Genomic DNA, 20,005 nt, shown 5'->3' with positions numbered 1-20,005 from the left:
AGTACTCATAACCTAAACCTAAACCCAAAGCAAATGAGACATTTGTTACCCCCCCTTATTGTCCTCATGTGCGTGCTTGAGTATCCTGTGTTTTCACAAACACGACTCATCACGGGCACAGTTATCGATCAATCCTCAGCCTCGCCACTGGCGGGTGTAAGCGTTGTAGCAAAAAACAGCAGCGCTGGAACGACCACCGCTGAAGACGGAAAATTTTCATTGCAAGCGCCGTCGTCCACAACCATCCTCGTGTTTTCCTTTATCGGTTTTGAAACACAGGAGATCAACGTCACGGATTTGTCCACCGTCGATGTCAACCTGGTGCCCACCACCAGCCAACTCGAAGAGATCGTTGTGTCGGTTGGTCGCGGTTCGCAACGAACGATCACCGACACGCCGTTGCCCGTCGACAATCTGACGGCAAAGGACCTCAGCTCTACGGGGCAATTCACTTTCGACAAGGCACTTCAATACCGGGTGCCCTCGTTCAACACGGTGAATACTCCCGTAAACGACGCTACGACGTTGTTGGACCCCTACGAAATACGCAACCTGGGTCCGAGCCGCACGCTGGTGCTCATCAACGGTAAGCGTAAAAATTTGAGCTCGCTCCTGTATGTACAGTTTGCTCCCGGCCGCGGCGAAACCGGTGCCGATCTTTCGGGTATTCCCACCGACGCCATCAAACGGGTTGAGATCTTGCGTGACGGTGCGTCGGCACAATACGGATCCGATGCCATAGCGGGCGTCATGAACGTGATCCTGAAAGATAAATTCGAGTATTCCACACTCAACGTCAACGCGGGTGTCACCAGCAAAGGCGATGGCGGTTCATGTGGAATGGCGTTTAACAGCGGCAAAAATTTTGCCCGCAATGGATTTATCAACTACACCATCGCTTTCAACCAAGCCAACAACGCTGTCCGTTCCGGTGTCATCGATGTGCCCACCGAAATTGCAACCTTTGGCGATCCGACCGTGCCCACGTCAGACCCGACGAACGCCGCCATTGTAAATTATCTTAAGGTGTACCCAACGGGTAATAACATCAATGGTACGGGCACCACATCGGCGGCGAAATTTTTGGTCAACCTGGGGATACCGCTGGGCGAAACCGGTATGCTCTATAGCAACGCCGCCTTTGTGTCGAAGAAGGTAATCAGCAACGCCAACTTCCGGGTTCCCTACTGGAAGAAGGACTATGGCCTGCTCCATATTCCCGACCCGAATGGTGTGGACTACACCAACAGCACCGACCCCGCAGACATCGCCCTGTACAAGGGCTACATCGGCTACATGCCTACCTTTGAGGGCGATCTCACCGACTACAACGCTACGCTGGGTATGAGAGACAGCAACAACGGCTGGACTTACGACATGAGTTTTACCACCGGCGGGAACAGTCAATTGTATACGGTGAACAATACCGTAAACCACACCCTCCAGGAAGCAAGCCCGACCTCGTTTAAACCGGGTGGCTATCAATTCAGTCACATCGTGGGCAACTTAGACGTCAGCAAAACCTTCGCCGACAAATTTACGGTAGCGCTAGGCGCCGAAGCGCGGCGCGAAACCTATAAGATCATTGCCGGCGATGCGGCTTCGTATGAAGGCGAAGGTGCCAACTCGTTTCCCGGCATCCGCGCAGAAAATGCTACGACCAACAGCCGCTTCAACCTGGGTGCCTATGCCGACCTGAGCTGGGACATTACCGACAAATGGCTCCTCGAAGGTGCGGCCCGCGCCGAACGCTACAGCGATTTTGGCAACGCGTTTGTGTGGAAGGCGACCACCCGCTATAAATTCTGGGAAGACAAATTGATTTTGCGTGGCTCGGCTTCCACCGGCTTCAGGGCTCCCACCTTGCACCAGATCTATGCACAATCCACGCAAGCCTCGTCGGCTGGTGGCACGATCGTGTTGTCAGGTTTGTTCAACAACCGCAGCAAGGAAGCGTTTGCCCTGGGCATACCGTTGCTAAAGCCTGAGAAGTCCAACAACTATACTGCCGGTATTGGTCTCAACCCAACACCGAACCTCAGCATCACAGTGGATTATTATAGCATTACGATTTCGGACCGGATCGTGTACAGTTCGTCCATCACTTCCGACGATCCCAACACCACGCTCGGTCAAATCCTGGAGAAGGGCGGATTGGCAAGCGTGCAATTTTTTATCAACGGTATCAAGACACGAACAAACGGGTTGGACTTTGTGCTCAACTACAAGAACATCAGCTTGGGAGCGGGTAGGCTGGGTATAAACCTTGCCGGAAACGTGAACCTGACCAACAAGATCCTGGGAAGTCCCAACAATCCGCCGGCCATCAGCGAAGCAGGGTCAACGATCCTGAGCACGCAAATACGTTCGTTGCTCACCGAAGGACGCCCGCGCTACAAAGTTATTCTCGGCGGCGACTACAACGTGTCGAAATGGAGTTTTGCTTTGAACAACACTTTGTTCGGTCCGACAAAATTTCAAGACATGGACAACGGCGGCGCCATCATGGAGCACATCAAACAGGAGTTTTCGCCTGCAGTGGTCACCGACCTGAACATCGGTTACAACATCACACAATCGCTGAATTTTTCGTTTACCGTAAACAACATCTTCAACGTACTGCCGAGTTGGAAGCTGGTCGCACTGGACAGCCAAGGACAACAGGTCTTGAGCGATGCCGAACAGAAAAACCTGCTGGAAGGATTTCTCTGCTTCAGCGGGCGCTACCGGATCTTGGGTTACAACGGTTCGCAATTCAGTCAATTGGGCACCACATTTATGGCACAGTTAACATTTAAGCTTTAGTCTGTAGATTGGTTTGATACAAGCACACGCCGCGGTGATCGTAACGATCTGCCGCGGCGTTTTTTTATTTTGATTTGACGACTCGTTTTGGCTAGTCCAGTAGATCGTATGCCTAAATTGAATTATCCCTCGTGCCGGATAGCTTTGATCGGATTGGCAACGGCGGCTTTCAGCGTTTCATATCCCACAGTGATCAACGTGATGACGGCAATCGCCAGCAGCGCGCCACCAAACACCGTGGCCGACAGCGGCGTTCGGTACACAAAACTCTCCAGCCAGTTTCGCGAGAGGAGGTAGGCCACTGGCACACCCATCAGGCTGGCGATCAGCAATAGTCTGCCAAACACTTTCAGGAGCAACAACAGGATCTGGCCGTTGCGGGCACCCATCGTTTTGCGGATGCCGATTTCTTTGGTGCGTTGTTCGGCCATGAACGCGGCAAGTCCATACAGTCCGACACAGGCCACAAAAATGGCCAGCCAAGAAAACTTTTCGGTTAGTGCGGCCACGCGCGCTTCGTTCTCATACATGCGGCCAAACTCTTCGTCGATAAACCAATAGTCGAACCCATAATTCGGAAAAACCTGTTTCCACTTTTTCTCCAGGCCGGCCAGTTTCTGCTCCGTGTTCCCTTGGGGCAACCGCACATAGATGATGCGGTCTTGTCCGTGAGGTTTTGGGGCGACGCCCAGCGGATCGATTTTATAATTCACAGAGCGAAACGGAAAATCTTCCATTACACCGATCACAATGCCGTGAACGGGCGGTTGTGTGGTGTCGGGCGGACCAAAAAATTGGGACGCAATAGCGGGACGGATAACTTCCTTGCCGATGATCGCTTCGGGTGTTGTCTTTAACAAACGTACAGCCGATTCATTCAAGAGTATGGCGGTGGTGTCGGCAATATTTTTCGGGTCAAAGGTTCTGCCGGCGATGATTTTCAAGTTGAAGGTTTGGGGAAAATGATAATCGCCATTCAGTTGAAACCAATCAAACTTTTGGTCGCTCAGTTCGGGAAATTGAAATTCCATGTTCATCGCTGGAAAATTGTCCTGCCGGGGCAGGTGATTGGCCAGGGTAACGGCATCGATCTGCGGGTCTTGCAGGATGAGATTTTTGTAGGATTGATACTGCGCATCGGTGGCACTCCCACTGAACCCGCCATACCGTATGCCTACGATCTGATTTCCGGCCTCGTTCAGCTTCGAGTTGCGCATCACGTTCATTTGATTCACCACGATGAAGGTGCAGCTCAATAAAATGACCGCGACGCCAAACTGGATTGTGGTGAGCACCTGACGAAAGATATTCGGGCCTTTCCGGAAAGCGAATTTCCCTTTCAACACGGCAGCCGGTTGAAACCCGGATACAAATAAAGCCGGATAGCTGCCGGCCAGGAACGTAACCCCCAAAATCACCCCGCCAATGATCAGCAGCATTTCGGTGTTGAAAAGGTGGAGATAGGAAAATGTTTTGCGAAGGAGCATATTGAACTGTGGCATCAACAGCAGGATGAACAAAAGGGCCAGCAGCGCGGAGAGCGTGACCAGCACAAAGGACTCGATCATGAATTGGAAGAACAACTGTGCCCTCACACCACCAAACGTTTTGCGCAGGCCAATCTCGCGCGCCCGCGCGGTTGATTTAGCGGTGGCGAGATTAATGTAATTAATGCACGCCACCACCAAGATCAGGAACGCGATGGTCATGAACACGTAGATGTATTTAATGTCCACCGATTTATGCGGCCACCAATAGACTTCTTTATCGAAGTGCGCCTCCGTGATCTTGCGGATCACCGGCTTGAATTTGAATTGAAGATTTTCCTTTGCGACAATTTCGTTGGCGCGCTTCTGAAGGTCGACCTTGATGACTCCAATTTTCTCCGGATCGCTGCACACAAAGAATGACTCCGACCAAAACTGCGTGTTGCCGTAGCCCATGCTGGTGTTCAGACGGTTCTCCAGGTCTTCGTTGAAGGGCTTGAGCGCAAAGATATTGGCAATATATTTTGGGTCGATGTGCGTGTTGGAAGGGAAATCCTTTATCACCGCCGTAACCAGCATCTCCACCTTTTGTCCGTTGGTGGCAAACATGTTCGAGACGGTCAGAATTTTTCCGATGGGATCGTCCTCTCCAAAAACATCGCGTGCCGCGCTTTCTGTGAGCATGATGCTATTGACCTCCTTCAGCGGATTGGTTTTCGCCCCCTTCACGATCGGGATCGACAATACGTTTGTGATGGAAGGCTCGGCCCAGATAATGTCCTTGTCTTCCGCGAGTACGATCTTGTCGTGCTGAACATCGTGGATGCTGGTGGGCATGCCACGCCGGATAAAACTCGTGATGGCACCCACACCCTCGTAGTTGGATTGGATGTAGTTGTCCCAACCGGCAGGGGAGTAGGATGAACCACCGGCCTCGCCATTGGGGGCCTCGCGCCAAAAGCCAATGCGATACAGGTGCTCTACATCGGGATGCATGCGGTCGAACGTGAGCTCATCTCTGACATAGAGCAGTATGCAGATCGCAGCCCCCAATCCGACAGCAAGCCCGAAAATGTTGACCAGCGCATAGCCACGCTGCTTCAGCAAATTGCGCACGGCCAGAAGTGTGTAGTTAGCCATCATGAGCGGTTATCTTAGCGTGACACAAACCAGCATACAAGCATTACTTCACAGCAAAGACAATGACCGAGTTTTCCCAGGCCAGCGACACCTCGCCTTTAGGCGAAACCATGTAGGTTAATTTTTCGGCAAACGCTTTTGACTTTTTTACCGGCACACTGATCCGCAAAACATCCTCGTCCTGTTTATAGCTGAAGGCTCCCCACTTGATGGTCTTGTTAAAAATAACCGTCGCCTCATTTTCGGTGGGGATAATAAAGAATGCGTACTTGCCGGCCGATAGTTTTTTACCTTCCACCATGGCATCGGCAGAAAGCGTAAAAGCGGTGGTTTCGTTGGCGCCCGCACGCCATACCTGGCCATAGGGCACCAATTCTCCCCAAATTTTTCGACCTTTAACAGACGGTTGTCCGTAATCGATCGTGATGGTTTTGCCGTTTACTGTAGCGGATGCTTGTGCGGGCGGACTCGGGCGTGCAGCTTTATCATCTTGAGCCAGCAAAACGAAAGGGGTGAGCAGGATACAGAATAGCAATGCGTGTTTTTTCATAAGGGTTAAAATTTTGTTGGAAAATGTTTAAGAATTTGATGGGCAGATACGCATCCCCGGTGTTCAAGTTCTGTTCAAGTCTGTTCAAGCGTGTTCAATATTTTAGTACACTGATAATCAATGGATAACGAAAAGCAGCAGATCGAAAAATGCAGGCAACGCATTGAAGAAAAGGTTGGCTGGGGCCCCGGCACGGAGTGGCAAAACCAGGACTTTGAGGCGCTGAGTGCACGGATCTATAAAGAAACCAAGGTCTCGCTGAGCGTCAGCACCCTGAAAAGATTGTGGGGAAAGATCCGCTATGAGGGCACGCCCAACATCGGCACGCTAAACGCACTGGCCCAGTTTGTGGGTTACGAAAACTGGCGGGCGTTTACATCGAATGGCTTCACCCCGCCGTCGAACGGCACGGCAACGATAAACGGCGTGGCCACGAAGGAGCGAAGAAAGTTTATAGGTTCACGCGTCCTGAAGGCGGTAGGAATAATCGTGGCCGTTGGCATCGCGGCCGCGTTGCTTTGGTGGATCCAAAGCCGGCCCAAGCAGTTGAAATATGACAACATCGTTTTCAGCAGTCAGCCCGTGACCAACACCGTGCCCAATACGGTGGTCTTTAATTACAACGCCAGGGATTCGAATGCCGATTCGGTTTTTATCCAACAAAGTTGGGACCCGATGCGCAGGTTTAAGGTGGATAAAAATCTGACCGAGTACACCAGCACCTATTATTTGCCCGGCTACTATAGTGCCAAACTTGTTTTGGATGCCACCATCGTGGCAGAACACGATGTCTTCATCGAATCGAACGGCTGGCTGGCCACCATCGACCGGGAACCGATTCCCCTGTATGTCGGGGAAGACAAAATTTTGCGCGATGGCATTTTGCAGTTAAGCGATGATTTTTTTGTTGAACAGCAAATTGATCTTGAAAAGGAAAAACTGTGGACCAGTTTCTTTCGCGTGATGAAAGATGAGGTCGTGCCGGACAAAGCCTTTCAAATGGATGTAGCATTAAAGAACACGTTCGGAAAAGGCGCGTTGGTGTGTCAGAAAACCCAGATCGTGTTGTTGGGAAACACAGGGGCCATCCTTATCCCGTTAAGCATAAAAGGATGTGTAGGCGAATTATTTTTACAGACCGATGAGTCGCACGATGGCAAGACCAACGACTTGTCGGCCTTTGGGGTGGATTTCTCGGATTGGGTGACGGTACAATGCCGTGTGCAAAACAAAAAAATCTCCATCCGGGTGAACGATGTCCTGGCATTTGAAGGCGACTATCAAAATGGTATCGGCCGGGTGGTGGGTACCCGGATCATGTTTATGGGTACTGGGAAAGTGAAGGATTTTTCGTTAAAGAAAATTTGAAAGGGCATCACGGAGCAAACAACGGTAATGGTATCTTCATACTGAATACAAATTATATAAGTAACAATATCAATTATGGACGAACTGGATGAATTTGGAAAGGAGTACATACATCAAGTAAGGGATAGGGTCATTACGAAATACCTGATGACGAAATCCGGAAAAATGAAATCCCCTGAAGCTCAACTGCTCCACAAGCAAATTTTAAAGTTAAATCCAGATCAGGTAAAGGTAGTGGACCAAATTGTGTCTGACATTATTGAAACGCAATTGCATCATTGTTTATTTATGTTTGAAGCCAGCGCCAAGTGGGCAATCGTTGAGAAAGATTCGGCAGAAAACGAAGGTCTGGATCACTTGGCGGACGTGAGCGACGGACTAGCGGGGGAGTTATACTCCGATGAAGGATGGATCGCAAAATTCAGCAAATACAAACCCGATGCACTTGAGGAGAAGTAGAAATTCTACTTCGACCTCAAGCTTTCGATAGTCGAAGGCTCATTCCGAGCGAAGGCTTTTCACAGGATTCATCAAGGCCGCTTTCACGGCCTGATAGCTTACCGTCAATAAAGTAATGACTAGTGCAGCCAGGCTGGTCACCACAAAGACCCACCCGGATATGTCGGTCCGGTATTCATATTTTTTTAACCATGCGTCTAAAAAGTAATACGCCAAGGGAATGGCAATGAAACAGGAGACGACCACCAGCACAACAAAATCCCTTGACAACATCTTCCAAAGGCTAAACACCGAAGCGCCCACCACTTTGCGGATGCCAATTTCTTTGGTGCGTTGTTCGGCAACAAAGGAGGCGAGTCCGAATAACCCCAGGCAACTGATGAGTATGGCCAGCACGGCAAAAACGGATGCTAATTTTCCAACGCGTTCTTCCGCTGCAAATTTTAGCGCGTATTCCTGGTCCGCAAATTTGTAATCGAACGGTGCTGAAGGAATTAATTTCTTGAAGACGGCTTCGATTTTGGGAAGCGCAGTGCCCGCACTGATTTGCGGATTGATCCGGAGGTTGATCCAGTTTGTTCCATACTTGCTCAAGAAAAAGACGGAAGGCACCGATGGGGCATAAGGTGATTTCATCACCATATCTTTAATGACACCGATCACGGTAAAGCGGTTGAATTTGCTCCGCCATCCGCCACTCCATTGGATGGTTTCACCCACGGGATTTTCAAAACCCAAAACTTTTGCGGCGGCTTCATTGATCACAAAACCCGCTGAATCACTGGCGATGTCTCTCGAAAAATCGCGGCCGCTCACAAACTGCCAACCCATGGTCTTTCCATATTCGGGTGTTACCGTCAGGGTTGCCCATTGTGGTGTAAATGCCGGGTCCTTTCCATTCCAGTTGAAACCGCCGTTTTGGGACCAGATGTCCGTCGGCGGGCTCGACGATTCGGCCATGTCTAACACGGCGCCGGTATTTTTTAATTCTGTCAGCAGCACATCGTATTGACCATGGAATTCGGGCGCGGTCATCTGGATCATGAGCAGCCCATCGCGGCTATACCCGATCGGTCGGTCTTTGGCAAACTGAATTTGTTGGTAGACAATGATCGTCCCGATGATCAACGTGACCGATACCGTAAACTGTGTAACCACAAGTACCTTACGGGGAATGGAGGCAAGCCGGCCAACGCGTAAAGACCCCTTCAGCACCCTGACGGCATTGAAAGAGGAAAGATAAAACGCCGGATAACTTCCCGCCAGCAATCCGGTGAACAGAATGAAAGCAAAACTACTCAACCAAAAGTAAGCGTTCGTCCAGGGCATTTCCATTTGTTTGCTGGCCAAATCATTGAACCAGTTTAAGGAGGTCCACACAGCAGCAACAGCGATCACAAAAGCAAGACCGACCACTAAGAAAGACTCGCTGAAAAACTGATTCACCAATTGCGCGCGAACGGACCCAATAGCTTTCCGGATCCCAACCTCCTTGGCCCTTTTTTCAGAGCGGGCGGTGCTCAGGTTCATGAAGTTGATGCAGGCCAGCAGCAACACGAAAGCCCCCACAATACCAAAAAGCCACACTGTCTGGATATGCCCGCCGGCCACGACGCCGTTCTTCCATTCCGAGCGCAGGTGCCAATCCTTCATCGGATGCAGCGCAAGTTGTGGATGAACGGACACATAGTTTTTGTCTTCACGGACATTGTTCAGGATGGCATCCTTGATCTGATCCGAAGCAGCTTCAAAACTGGTGTGGTCGCCGAGGGTCACATAAATATTGAGAAAGTCGTTGGTAAAGGTTGGCTGTTGCATCCAGGCATTGGCCGAGACCGCCAATTCGAACGGCGCATAAAATTTCATCTCATTGAAATCGGTGTTATAGGGGAGGTCTTCATAGACCCCTGTAACCTTCACGTCCATGCGGTCGCTATGGTCGATCTTCAGGAGTTTGCCCATGGGGTTGTCGTTTCCGAAGAGGGCTTTGGCGGCAGACTGTGAAATTAAGATCGAATGCGGGTCGTTCAATCCGGACCTGGAACCCTGAAGCATGTTCAACGTGAACATTTCAGGTCCCGCCGTTTCCACGAACTCGCCGTGCAGTGATAATTTTGTTTCTCCTCCCGGCCCGTCTTCAGAGAGGGTCGAAAGGATATGGTCTCCGCCCAAAGCGGCCATCACCACCTGTTCAAATTGATTTCCGTATTTGGTTCTAAGCTCATCGCCAAGCGCACTCGGCAAGATCGTGGTGGTCAACGTTTCCCCATTCATGTTGAGGTTTCGCATGACGCGCGCAATGCGATCGTAGTGCTGATGATATTTATTGAATGCCAATTCATCATAGATCCACAGACTGATGAGCATGGCCACGGCCATACCCAATGCCAGGCCACCGATGTTGATAAGAGAGTATCCCTTGTTCCGGACGAGATTTCTCCATCCGATCTTGAAATAGCTTGTATACATAATGTTGTGTCTAAAGGTTTATGGCATTCTGCCGGCAAGGCAATGGCCAGCCTAATTTACTACAACCTTGATTGTTCGCTTGCGGACAATCACCGGATGAATAAAGACCGATAAAATGCAAGACCGTTGCTTCTACGACGATGTAAAGTTCCCATTTCTCGTCAGGGGAGCCGTAAGCGGGGTGAGAATCCAACGGGTAAAAAAATATTTTCTAAAATTTGTCGAATCCTTCAAAGCCGGTCGTCATTGGTTTTTAAACCATTAAAATTTCAAAACCAATGGGAAAAATTGTCAGTTTTATCAACACCACCCCGGATGGGTTTGCGGATAGCCAGTATGTCACGCCAGATCCGGAATATTTTGCCTTTGTTCATGATGTGTTGGCAGAGATACAAACCGTCGCCTATGGACGCAACACGTTTGAATTGTTCCAACAGCTCTGGCCGGCGAGGCTGGAAAGCGACGATACGCCCGAGTGGCAACTCAGCATGGCGAAAGCGCTCACCGACATTCCCAAGCTGGTATATTCATCGGGCTTGAACAACACGACCTGGAACAACTCGACCATTGTGAGAGCAGTTGATGTTGAAGCGATCAGCCGGTTTAAACAGGAGGGTCAAAAAGGGCTACTGACTTTTGGGAGCATGGAATTGGTAGCAGCCCTCACCGAAAAGCAGCTGGTAGACGATTATTATTTCTGCATTCAGTCTCTTCTTGCCGGCGGCGGTAGCTTCCGTCTGTTCGACAAGATCAAATTGACACCTCAACCCTTGAAATTGAAGTCTGCAAAAGTTCTTCAATCGGGCGTAGTCATTGTGCATTATGAACGTGCCCATTAAAGGAGGTTAAGTTTTCCTGTATCCTATTTAAACAAACTATTTGCTATGGAGAAAAAACTTTTTCTTACACCAGTTCAAATTATCCTGATGTCATTTTTGTGCTTCAATGGCCAGGCGCAGCAAGCAACGAGCACCAACCTGGAGGAGGCAAAAAAGGCAATCGCAGCGAGTAACGAGATTTATTTCCAGGCCTTTGTCAAAGGAGACTCGTCCCTGTTTATTGACCGCTACACAACGGACTGCTGGATCATGCGGCCAAATACCCCGGCACTTTGCGGTGTGGACGCGCCGCTTGAGTTTTTTAAAATCGGCTATCACAAGTTTGGCGTCAGAAATGGAAAATTTATCACGATTGATGTATTTGGGGATGGAGTGGAATATGTCACGGAAGTAGGGTTCTGGCAGCTGTTTGATGTTCATCATGCGCTGTTTGACAATGGAAAATTTCTGAGGCTGTGGAAGAAGACCCCGGAGGGATGGAAAATGTTCAGGGACTCATTTAGTAGTGACCGGCACAAATAAAGCGTTTGAAGATGCCGTAGCGGATATTCAGTCGGTGAAAAAAACCAAAAAATTTTGTCGAATTCTTAAAACTCAATCGTCAACAGCTTATAAAAACACTTAACATTTTAAAGTATCATGGAAAAATTTATGCTCTTATTCAGAGGTAGCGACGTCTACCAGCCAGACCAACCTCCTGAAGCCTTGCAAGCGCTGAAACAGCAGTTGATACATTGGTTAACGGACCTTTCTCAAAAAGGCCTGCATGTAGCCAGCGAACCCTTTGAAACAACCGGCAAACAGATTTGGGGTGCAAAGAAAACGGTAACGGATGGTCCGTTTGGAGAGACAAGAGAGATTGTTGGAGGGTGCACCATTGTGCGGGCCAAAGATATTCATGAGGCCGTTGAAATTGCAAAAAGCTGTCCTATTTTAGAATCGAATGCAAATGTCGAAGTGCGCCCTATCCAAAAAATGTAGACTTCATCTTTAACCATAAAATTTCGAACAAATGAAAGATTTCCTATTAGTATTCAGAACCGACTACAGCACCATGCCGAAGGCCTCCCCCGAAGAAATGCAAGCTTCCACGAAACGGTGGATGGATTGGATCGGGGGTATTGCAGCGCAAAACAAATTAGTCGACCGGGGAAACCGGTTGGTTCCCGCGGGCCAGGTTTTAAAAGCCAACAACGTCATCGCCGATGGACCTTACACAGAAATTAAAGAGTCTATTGTAGGCTATAGCCTCGTAAAAGCAGACTCGATCCAGGAAGCTACCGAGCTGGCAAAAGGGTGCCCTATTTTGAGAATTGGAGGAAATGTTGAGATCCGGGAGATCAGCGTACTCTAAACGTCATTTGGAAAATCCTGAATGCCTTTGTACTTTTTACAAAGGCATTTCTTTTTTATGGACCAGGCAGAACTCATACCCCATTTATTCAGAACGGAATACAGAAAAATAGTTTCTGTACTCTGCAGACTATTTGGTATTGAGCATATTGAAATTGCAGAAGACATCGTCAGCGACACGTTTCTGATCGCATCAGAGTTGTGGGGTTTAAAAGGTCTGCCCGAAAACCCAACGGCGTGGCTCTATACCGTTGCAAAAAATAAAACCAAAGACTATTTGAAGCGCGATACCCTTTTTGCTCAAACCATTTCAAAGGGGATAAAATACAATGCCGAGACTTCGGAAGAAATAGAGGTTGATCTGTCCCTCAAAAATATTAACGACAGCCAACTGGCCATGATATTTGTCGTTTGCCATCCCTGTAATCCGGCGGAAGCGCAAATTGGATTGGCACTCAATCTGCTTTGCGGATTTGGAGTAGATGAAATTGCCAGCGCCTTTCTGACAAACAAACATGTTATTTACAAACGCCTGCAACGGGCCAAAGAGAAACTCCGGGAAGAAAAAATTGAAATCGAACAGCCAACGTTGGTTGACATAGACCACCGGCTCTCGGCTGTGCTCATGACGTTGTATTTACTTTTTAACGAAGGATACTATTCTTCAAACCACGACGTTACCTTGCGCAAGGATCTTTGCTTTGAAGCGATGCGATTGACCTATCTGTTGGTTGAAAATGAACAAACGAATAAACCGGATGCGAATGCTTTACTTTCGCTCATGTGTTTTCAATCGTCAAGGTTTGATTCCAGACGCAATGCGCGGGGAGAGATCGTTTTATATCAAGATCAGGACACCGACTTGTGGAACCAGGAACTGATTGCCAAGGGAGAATACTTTTTAAACCGGGGCTCGCACGGCACAAAGGTTTCAAAGTATCATTTGGAAGCGGGCATCGCCTACTGGCACACCCTGAAAGCCGACACCCACGAAAAATGGGAATGTATCCTGCAATTCTACAACCAACTGCTGCTGATCGAATATTCACCCATTGCAGCGTTAAACCGGACGTACGCACTGGCCAAAGTACATGGAAAAAAGGAGGCGATCATAGAAGCGGAAAAGATAAACCTCACCGACAATCATTTATATCATTCGCTTTTGGGAGAGCTTTATACCGATGTTGATAACACAAAAGCCATTTCGCATTTTCAAAATGCCCTGGCCCTGGCCAAATCAACGGCTGACAAAGCGCTTATTTCCAACAGAATAACGGAATGCGAACAGAAAGAAGTAATGTAAGTACTAAAGAAGGCCATCAGCAGGCCTGAAATAAAAACCTCAGTGAATAATGAAAGCAACCCTCCTGTTGCTATTCGCGCTTCTGTTAAACATCATCCATGCCTATTCACAAACAACAGACTCGACAGACGTCATCCATTCCAGATCACGGGTCTTTGGATTCCCGGCACAAGAGTCGTCGACTGCATCGATAAACGGCCTGCGTTCATCCGGTTGGTGGCGCGTTGAAAGCCACCCGCACAAGATCCATCGTACGGGTGGCCTGTTTCATCCCATTAGATATTAGTTGCTGTTGCCGTTTCCCGGATGGCATCCATATCATTTTGTACGGCGCGCATTTTCTGTTCGGCCAACGCATAAGCATCGGGCCCAAGGAACAAGTGAAGCAATGCATCCTTACCTTCCGCTACCTGAATAAGGGCGGCACTTGCCTTGTCCGGATCTCCCGGCTGATTGCCATTGTAGTTGTTTTGGTGAACCGACTGCACTTCCCTCACCGACTTATAGTCTTCAATGGGGTGACTGGGAACATTCAGCGAAGCAGCATCCAGAAAATTTGTGCGGAAATAGCCGGGCGATACAACCGTTACGCGGATGCCAAACGCCTTCACTTCCTCCGCCAAAGATTCCGAAAAGCCGTGCACGGCAAATTTGGTGGCGCAGTAGATGCCAAAACCCGGAAATCCACCGGTGAAGCCTCCGATAGAGGCAATGTTAAAAATGTGACCGGACATCTGCTTACGAAGATGAGGGAGCACCTGGCGGATGACATTCAAGGAACCGAATACGTTGATGTCGAAATTGGCACGAGCCTCGGCGTCACTCAATTCCTCCAATGCTCCAGCCAGACCGTAGCCCGCGTTGTTCACCACCACGTCGATGGAGCCGAAGCGTTTAATGGTTTCATCGATGGCCGTGGCCACGCTTTTTTCATCCGTGAGATTAACGGAAAGGGGTAAGAAATTCGCGGACGTTGCGCCTACGGCGGTTTGCAGTTCACCGAGTGCTCTTGAGGTAGCGGCCACGGGGTAATCTTCCGCCAGGAGTGTTTTAACAAGCGAGAGACCTAAACCTTTTGATGCGCCCGTTACAAACCATGTTTTCTTTTTCATACTTGAAATTGTTTGTGATTGATTTTTTTGATGCATCAAAGGTATATACCGGCAGCGCTTGGGAACTTGTTGCCCTCAAACCAATACTTGCTAAATTCAAACAACGCCTTCAGGAGTTTCTTTTTCGCAAGGCAAACTCATAAATTCTGAGGCAGGAATTTTTCTGGAAAGGCGATGTGCCTGCCGGAAACCATAAAGACACCCTCGCCGCGATAATGAACCGTCTTCGGATAGCGGGGACGCAACGGCGCCTGCGCTTTCAATACTTCCAAAATAAAGAAGTTGTATTTGGGCAATAAATGCTTGTCGACAACACGGCATTCAAAATTTGCATAGCACTCTTTGATGCCCGGCGCATGAACGGTCTGGGATTCTTCTGGCGTAAGTTTGAACTTTTTGAATTTATCGATTTGCTGGCCTGTAGTATTCCCAATACCGATGATGGTGTCGATCATATCCACGGTAGGAATGTTGATCACACACTCGCCGCTTTTTTCAATCATTTTGTACGAATGATTTCCGGAGGTGATAAAGCACCCGATCAAGGAGGGAGAAAACTCCATGACCGTATGCCACCCCATGGTCATGATGTTGGTTTTTCCCTTCCAGCTTGAACTGACGAGTACGATAGGGCCGGGCTCCAGGTATTTGCGAATTTGCCAAACCGGTAAGTCCGTTTTTGAGTAGGGCTTTTTCATAATGCGAATTAAAAATGATATCGGGTATGAAAGAGAGGGACAGGATGTGATGTGATCTTCTTTAGACGGATGAGCGCGAAGGAAGAGCACTATGATGAATCTTTGTGATCAGGTGGATGAGTTCGATAAGATACGTTTTCTGAAGATGCTCGGAGAAAATGTAACCGGAGTTTCGCTCACCTTGAAGTTTTTTCAGAACGTTGAGAATGGCTTTATCCTGCTTTTCGGTTAGCAGATAAATAGTGTCTTCCGTTTCCCTGAATACATCTAAAGAAAGCATATGAAGCAGGACCCTTTCAGGAAGGAAGTCGTGAGAAAAGGAGTATGCCATCCGTTGTCCATATTTTCCGGGCATGTGATCTATGGCGTATCGACCTTTTTTCCTACGGAGCGTGAGCATGCTGAGATGTTTGACTTTTCCGTATTACATTCTGTAGGCAGACGGAGTGACCTGCGCATGCTTCTTGAAGAAGTGGTTGAAATGAGCGGGATCCTCAAAGCCCAGGCAGTAGCTAATTTCTGCGATGTTCCAGTGAGTGTGTTTGAGTAGCACTTTAGCTTCACTGGCCAGCCGTTCAGAAATATGGTCGCTGGTGGTTTTGCCGGTGGTTAGCCGTATGGCGCGATTCAGGTGATTGACGTGAACGGCAAGCTGCTCGGCGAAATCCCGCGCCGAACGAAGGGTGAAGCGCTGCGTGGGCGACTCGATGGGGAATTGTCTTTCCAGAAGTTCACTAAAAACTGCCGTGATGCGCGCGTTGGCATTCGTGTGTTGATACAACGTCTCCGTCGGCTGGATCTTTAAGGCATAGTGGATGATCTCCATCACATAATTATGCAACAGGTCATATTTATAAACATAGTCCGAATTGATTTCTTCCAGCATTTTCTCGAACACATGGCTTACATGTTTGTCCTGGGCTTTATTTAAGAGATAACTCGGTTTACTGCCAGGCTGAAACATGGGTAACTCTCCAAGTCCACCGCGGAGACGTTCGGTAAAAAAACCATCTTTGAAGATGACAAAGTAACCCGTCGGGTCACCGGACAGTTGCTCGAAGGTATACGGAACATGCGGATTGAAAAAGATCAGCGATGTGCCCGAGACCTCCAGGCTTTTCTCTGCGTAATGATAGACATGTTTGCCCCGGATCAGCGCCACCTTATGGAAATCGCGTCGGCTGTAACGCACGGGTTCTTTGTTAGGACCCACGCAATCTTCCATGCGGAATACATTGAAATGTCCGATGTCCTTTCTCAGGTTTTCGGGCATCCAGTTGAATTTGTGTTTATAGAAATCTTCGAGTGTCTCAGTCTTTTCCATACGCGATCGAAGTACGGTTTTGAATTTCAGTTTGGGCTTTGTCTTTCACGATAGAATATATACCCACCATGATGCAACGTGTTGATGTCTTTGAAAGTGCCATCGGCGGTAAAGCCCGTATCATCCCAGTAGTAAATATAGTCACCGGTGATCTCATAGCGTCCCGTGTACGCGCTTTTCTTGGGACCGCGGGCTTCGTCGTATCTACCGGTAGGCAAAAGTTCCTGCCGGATATGGCCGTCACCGGTCACCCACATGCCAAGATATTTGTTCGGAAGTTCCATAAGCGTTGATTTTTTGTCTTTTGATGGAACAAAGGTAGCGGCCACGCGTTTCCGGGCCTTGTTTTCATCAATCCAATACTTGTAAAATTCAAACAATGGGTTGTTTCCTGCCGGGTGACCGGAAGTAGTTTTCGATCCAAAATCCTGCCGCTTGCCCGAATTTGATGGTTTTGGATGGCCTGAATCCGGCTTGTGATGGTCCTTTATTGCCGGGTTTGCCTTCGGGTGGTGCGATTAGAGCGGAAACTTCGAATTACCCAATTTTGGTCGTTCATATATTTTTTGATTTTGATATATTGTATGACAGGCAATAACCTTCGACAGCGTAGCGACTATGGATCTATTATTAATAATTTTTGCTGCTGGACTAGGTTTTACAGCCTACTCGATAGTCGAAAAAAGAGTATTGAACAACATCGCGATGGGAAGGAAAGTGCTTTTGACCTATGCTATCAAAAACGACAAAACAAAAAATGAATTGCAATGGACAGGGACCATTCAGCGCAAAGTGAGAATCGGGAACAAGTCGGATAATTTCGTGATTAAATTAAACGAACCGATCATTCAAGACCGTTCAATTTTTAATGAAGTTGTAGTTCGCGAGCGACTGTTGGGAAAGTACATTGGGTCAAACAAAGCGACAGAAGTACATTTATTTTTACCGAAGCAGAGCATGATCAAAAACAAATACAAGTGGGACGCCTTTGTCCACGTTCGTTGGTTTACCATCCAGCTGCAGTAGATGATCTGCCGATCTCTAAGCGAGCCGAACATCGGCACAACCCGTCGGCTGATTGCAAAAGTCGCGTCTAATCGATAAGTTGGTAGTGGGAATAACCTGACCCAGTAGCCCCCACCATGAGAACCCTCTTTTTCATCTTCGCGATACTGCTGTGCTACACTGTTCATGCCCAGCGCGTTCGTCAGATAGACACCGATACCGTTGTCTATTATATCGACACCGAAACCAACGAAACCACCTGGGGAGGAGCCGAGTACACGGGTAACCAGCATATCGGTACCAACACCGGAGCTTATTCCCAAACTGACGGCTACCAGAATACAAAAGCGATCGTGGCTGCACTCGGCGCGGGTAACTACCCAGCATACCGCTGCGACACGCTGCACCTGAACGGCAAAGACGAATGGTATCTGCCCGCGGGCGACGAAAGTAAGATCATCTACCAGGTGTTCAACGCCAGTGGACTTTTCGCGCAAGGCTGGTATTGGACCTCTACCGACCACGACAACAAACCCTACAACGACTTCTGGACTTTCGATGCCTGGGCATGGAAAAAATGGTTCGGTGGAGGCGAAGGCGATATCTACGAGAAAGGATTAAAGATCGATATAAACCGGAGTTTCTGTATCCTCAAAGAAACGAAAGTAATCCTTGGCATTCCTGAATCCCCTAATACATCCTCCGACACTTTCCGATGGATTGATGTGATGGGGCGCGAAACGGAACCGCAGCCTGGTAAAGTGCTGATAAAAAAATTCCGGAGCGGTAGAACAGAAAAGGTAGTCTACCTGCCGTGATGTTAATTACCCAACCACGCCATGCCATCGGGCCCCTGGCCGGTTTGGATGGTGCGGGTCACTTGAAAGGTTTGCAGATCGATCTCGGCAACATTGTCCTTCCCGGTAACGCTCACCAGCACGTGTCTTCCATCGGGCTCGATAAATATGGCTTCGGCGCCCTGGCCCAAAGAAATTTTCTTCACCACTTGTTTGGTCGTTACGTCAATGATGACTAGATCGCCGCCCGGCCAGTTGTCGGTACCCAGCAGGTATTTGCCATCCTTTGAAAATTTGAGACGCGAAAGCTGTTTGGCATCGCCGGCCTTGAAGTTGTCTACTTTTGTTTTGGTGGCCAGGTCGACCACGGCAACACCTTCCCCATTTTTCAATCCAACATAAACTTGCTTTTCATCCGGGCTGATGACAATGCCTTCGGGATTGCGACCCACCGGTACAATGGTTTCCTGCCATACACCGGGAGCTAAGGGATCTGGTTTCTCTTCTTCGTTGGACGGATTGTTCTTATCGCTTCCCCATTTTTCCTTGTGTAGATAGAAGATGGAAATCGTGCCCGAACCACGGTTGGTAGCGGCGAGATATTTACCATCCTGCGTAGCGGCCAGCGTATGCGTGCCGTCTTGACCGGTGCCGTTAAGCCACACGATCTTGTTGATCGTGGGATCGTAGGCGCCAATCGCGCGCGAACTTTCGGCGGTGAAATAAAACAAGCCGTTCATGGTCCACAGTCCGTGTGGATTCCACAGCGGACCGAGATCGACGCGGTGAATTTCTTTTTGTGCAGCAATATCGATAATAGACAATGTGTTGCCAGCCTCCTGATAACTTCCGGTGTTGCTCACCGCGGCGTATTTTTTATCATCCGATACCACCACTTCGTGCGGCTCTTTGCCCACCGGCACCGTTTTTATCACCTTGCCCGTAGCCAGATTTACAAAAGCGATGTTGCCCTCCAGGTTGCCGTTGGTTTTGATCTTGTTGACGACCAATAGATCCGCTTTTTGTGCCGTGGCATAGTGAAAGGATGCGAACACAGTTGCCGCCAGTAAAAAACTTCGGCCCGTTGCTAAGCTGTTCTTATATTTCATAAGTGCTATAGTAAGGACAAAATAATTGTGCGGAGAGGGCAATCGACCCAGCTTGACTAAAACTCGACCAATGCATCGCTTCGTGCGACCACCCTACATCAGGTCTGACACTTGATTAAGCAAACACCCTAGGCCCGTCAGCGTGAGGTGTTCTGCGAAAATCAATGCAATCGAAAGAATTAAAGCG

Annotated in this window: 20 protein-coding genes; 11 read left to right on the top strand and 9 right to left on the bottom strand. The window is 48.8% G+C overall.

Annotated elements, in window-relative coordinates; genetic code table 11:
* The first annotated feature begins 33 nt into the window (after positions 1-33).
* The gene (locus tag D4L85_RS04915) at positions 34-2,805 is read left to right on the top strand and encodes a TonB-dependent receptor (protein WP_119753267.1); all 2,772 of its coding nucleotides are present in this window, start codon (positions 34-36) and stop codon (positions 2,803-2,805) included.
* A 122-nt stretch (positions 2,806-2,927) separates the two neighbouring features.
* Here the strand turns inward: D4L85_RS04915 and D4L85_RS04910 are convergent, their stop codons facing one another.
* Positions 2,928-5,435, bottom strand: a complete 2,508-nt coding sequence (locus D4L85_RS04910) for an ABC transporter permease (RefSeq protein ID WP_119753266.1) — start codon at positions 5,433-5,435, stop codon at positions 2,928-2,930.
* 40 nt (positions 5,436-5,475) lie between these two features.
* Positions 5,476-5,982 carry a DUF2911 domain-containing protein gene (locus D4L85_RS04905; RefSeq protein ID WP_119753265.1) on the bottom strand — a complete coding sequence of 169 codons (507 nt, stop codon included), beginning with the start codon at positions 5,980-5,982 and terminating at the stop codon, positions 5,476-5,478.
* 120 nt (positions 5,983-6,102) lie between these two features.
* Here D4L85_RS04905 and D4L85_RS04900 point away from each other — a divergent pair, with 120 nt between their 5' ends.
* Both D4L85_RS04900 and D4L85_RS04895 read left to right on the top strand, forming a co-directional pair.
* The gene (locus D4L85_RS04900; RefSeq protein WP_119753264.1) at positions 6,103-7,350 is read left to right on the top strand and encodes a hypothetical protein; all 1,248 of its coding nucleotides are present in this window, start codon (positions 6,103-6,105) and stop codon (positions 7,348-7,350) included.
* 75 nt (positions 7,351-7,425) lie between these two features.
* The gene (locus D4L85_RS04895) at positions 7,426-7,809 is read left to right on the top strand and encodes a hypothetical protein (RefSeq protein WP_119753263.1); all 384 of its coding nucleotides are present in this window, start codon (positions 7,426-7,428) and stop codon (positions 7,807-7,809) included.
* A 39-nt stretch (positions 7,810-7,848) separates the two neighbouring features.
* Here the strand turns inward: D4L85_RS04895 and D4L85_RS04890 are convergent, their stop codons facing one another.
* On the bottom strand, positions 7,849-10,278 hold the full coding sequence (locus tag D4L85_RS04890; protein ID WP_119753262.1) for an ABC transporter permease: 2,430 nt from the start codon (positions 10,276-10,278) through the stop codon (positions 7,849-7,851).
* A 278-nt stretch (positions 10,279-10,556) separates the two neighbouring features.
* On the opposite strand from D4L85_RS04890, the gene D4L85_RS04885 reads away from it, so the two are divergent.
* The 6 genes from D4L85_RS04885 (at position 10,557) to D4L85_RS34330 (ending at position 14,059) form a co-directional block, all read left to right on the top strand.
* Positions 10,557-11,117 (top strand): dihydrofolate reductase family protein, encoded by a 561-nt coding sequence (locus tag D4L85_RS04885; protein ID WP_119753261.1) that lies wholly within the window; start codon positions 10,557-10,559, stop codon positions 11,115-11,117.
* Between the two features lie 45 nt (positions 11,118-11,162).
* Positions 11,163-11,639 (top strand): YybH family protein, encoded by a 477-nt coding sequence (locus D4L85_RS04880; RefSeq protein ID WP_119753260.1) that lies wholly within the window; start codon positions 11,163-11,165, stop codon positions 11,637-11,639.
* 117 nt (positions 11,640-11,756) lie between these two features.
* The gene (locus D4L85_RS04875; RefSeq protein ID WP_119753259.1) at positions 11,757-12,098 is read left to right on the top strand and encodes a YciI family protein; all 342 of its coding nucleotides are present in this window, start codon (positions 11,757-11,759) and stop codon (positions 12,096-12,098) included.
* A gap of 31 nt (positions 12,099-12,129) precedes the next feature.
* Complete coding sequence (locus D4L85_RS04870; protein ID WP_119753258.1) at positions 12,130-12,471, top strand: YciI family protein; 342 nt, start codon at positions 12,130-12,132, stop codon at positions 12,469-12,471.
* 57 nt (positions 12,472-12,528) lie between these two features.
* Entirely contained in the window at positions 12,529-13,773 is a 1,245-nt protein-coding gene (locus tag D4L85_RS04865; RefSeq protein WP_119753257.1) for an RNA polymerase sigma factor, read from the top strand.
* Between the two features lie 49 nt (positions 13,774-13,822).
* Entirely contained in the window at positions 13,823-14,059 is a 237-nt protein-coding gene (locus D4L85_RS34330; protein ID WP_160143545.1) for a hypothetical protein, read from the top strand.
* Here the strand turns inward: D4L85_RS34330 and D4L85_RS04860 are convergent.
* The 5 genes from D4L85_RS04860 to D4L85_RS04845 form a co-directional block, all read right to left on the bottom strand.
* Entirely contained in the window at positions 14,049-14,885 is an 837-nt protein-coding gene (locus D4L85_RS04860; protein ID WP_228450776.1) for an SDR family oxidoreductase, read from the bottom strand. The two genes, D4L85_RS34330 and D4L85_RS04860, sit on opposite strands and share 11 nt — an antisense overlap.
* A 137-nt stretch (positions 14,886-15,022) precedes the next feature.
* Positions 15,023-15,583: a flavin reductase family protein gene (locus tag D4L85_RS04855; RefSeq protein ID WP_119753255.1), complete on the bottom strand. Its 561-nt coding sequence runs from the start codon at positions 15,581-15,583 to the stop codon at positions 15,023-15,025.
* Between the two features lie 61 nt (positions 15,584-15,644).
* Positions 15,645-15,863, bottom strand: coding sequence for a hypothetical protein (locus D4L85_RS34325; protein ID WP_160143544.1), 219 nt, complete (start codon positions 15,861-15,863; stop codon positions 15,645-15,647).
* A gap of 144 nt (positions 15,864-16,007) precedes the next feature.
* Positions 16,008-16,907 carry a helix-turn-helix domain-containing protein gene (locus tag D4L85_RS04850; protein ID WP_119753254.1) on the bottom strand — a complete coding sequence of 300 codons (900 nt, stop codon included), beginning with the start codon at positions 16,905-16,907 and terminating at the stop codon, positions 16,008-16,010.
* 26 nt (positions 16,908-16,933) lie between these two features.
* Positions 16,934-17,191, bottom strand: coding sequence for an Atu4866 domain-containing protein (locus tag D4L85_RS04845; RefSeq protein ID WP_119758659.1), 258 nt, complete (start codon positions 17,189-17,191; stop codon positions 16,934-16,936).
* A 334-nt stretch (positions 17,192-17,525) separates the two neighbouring features.
* On the opposite strand from D4L85_RS04845, the gene D4L85_RS04840 reads away from it, so the two are divergent.
* Positions 17,526-17,933: a hypothetical protein gene (locus tag D4L85_RS04840; protein WP_119753253.1), complete on the top strand. Its 408-nt coding sequence runs from the start codon at positions 17,526-17,528 to the stop codon at positions 17,931-17,933.
* Between the two features lie 116 nt (positions 17,934-18,049).
* Positions 18,050-18,730 (top strand): hypothetical protein, encoded by a 681-nt coding sequence (locus D4L85_RS04835; RefSeq protein WP_119753252.1) that lies wholly within the window; start codon positions 18,050-18,052, stop codon positions 18,728-18,730.
* Positions 18,731-18,732: 2 nt separating this feature from the next.
* Here D4L85_RS04835 and D4L85_RS04830 read toward each other — a convergent pair whose 3' ends face one another.
* Positions 18,733-19,818 carry a YncE family protein gene (locus D4L85_RS04830; RefSeq protein WP_119753251.1) on the bottom strand — a complete coding sequence of 362 codons (1,086 nt, stop codon included), beginning with the start codon at positions 19,816-19,818 and terminating at the stop codon, positions 18,733-18,735.
* Positions 19,819-20,005: the final 187 nt, after the last annotated feature.

Source organism: Chryseolinea soli (genome assembly GCF_003589925.1).
GTDB lineage: Bacteria > Bacteroidota > Bacteroidia > Cytophagales > Cyclobacteriaceae > Chryseolinea > Chryseolinea soli.
The sequence above is the reverse complement of the archived record's forward strand: the minus strand, read 5'-3'. Positions and strand labels throughout refer to the sequence as shown.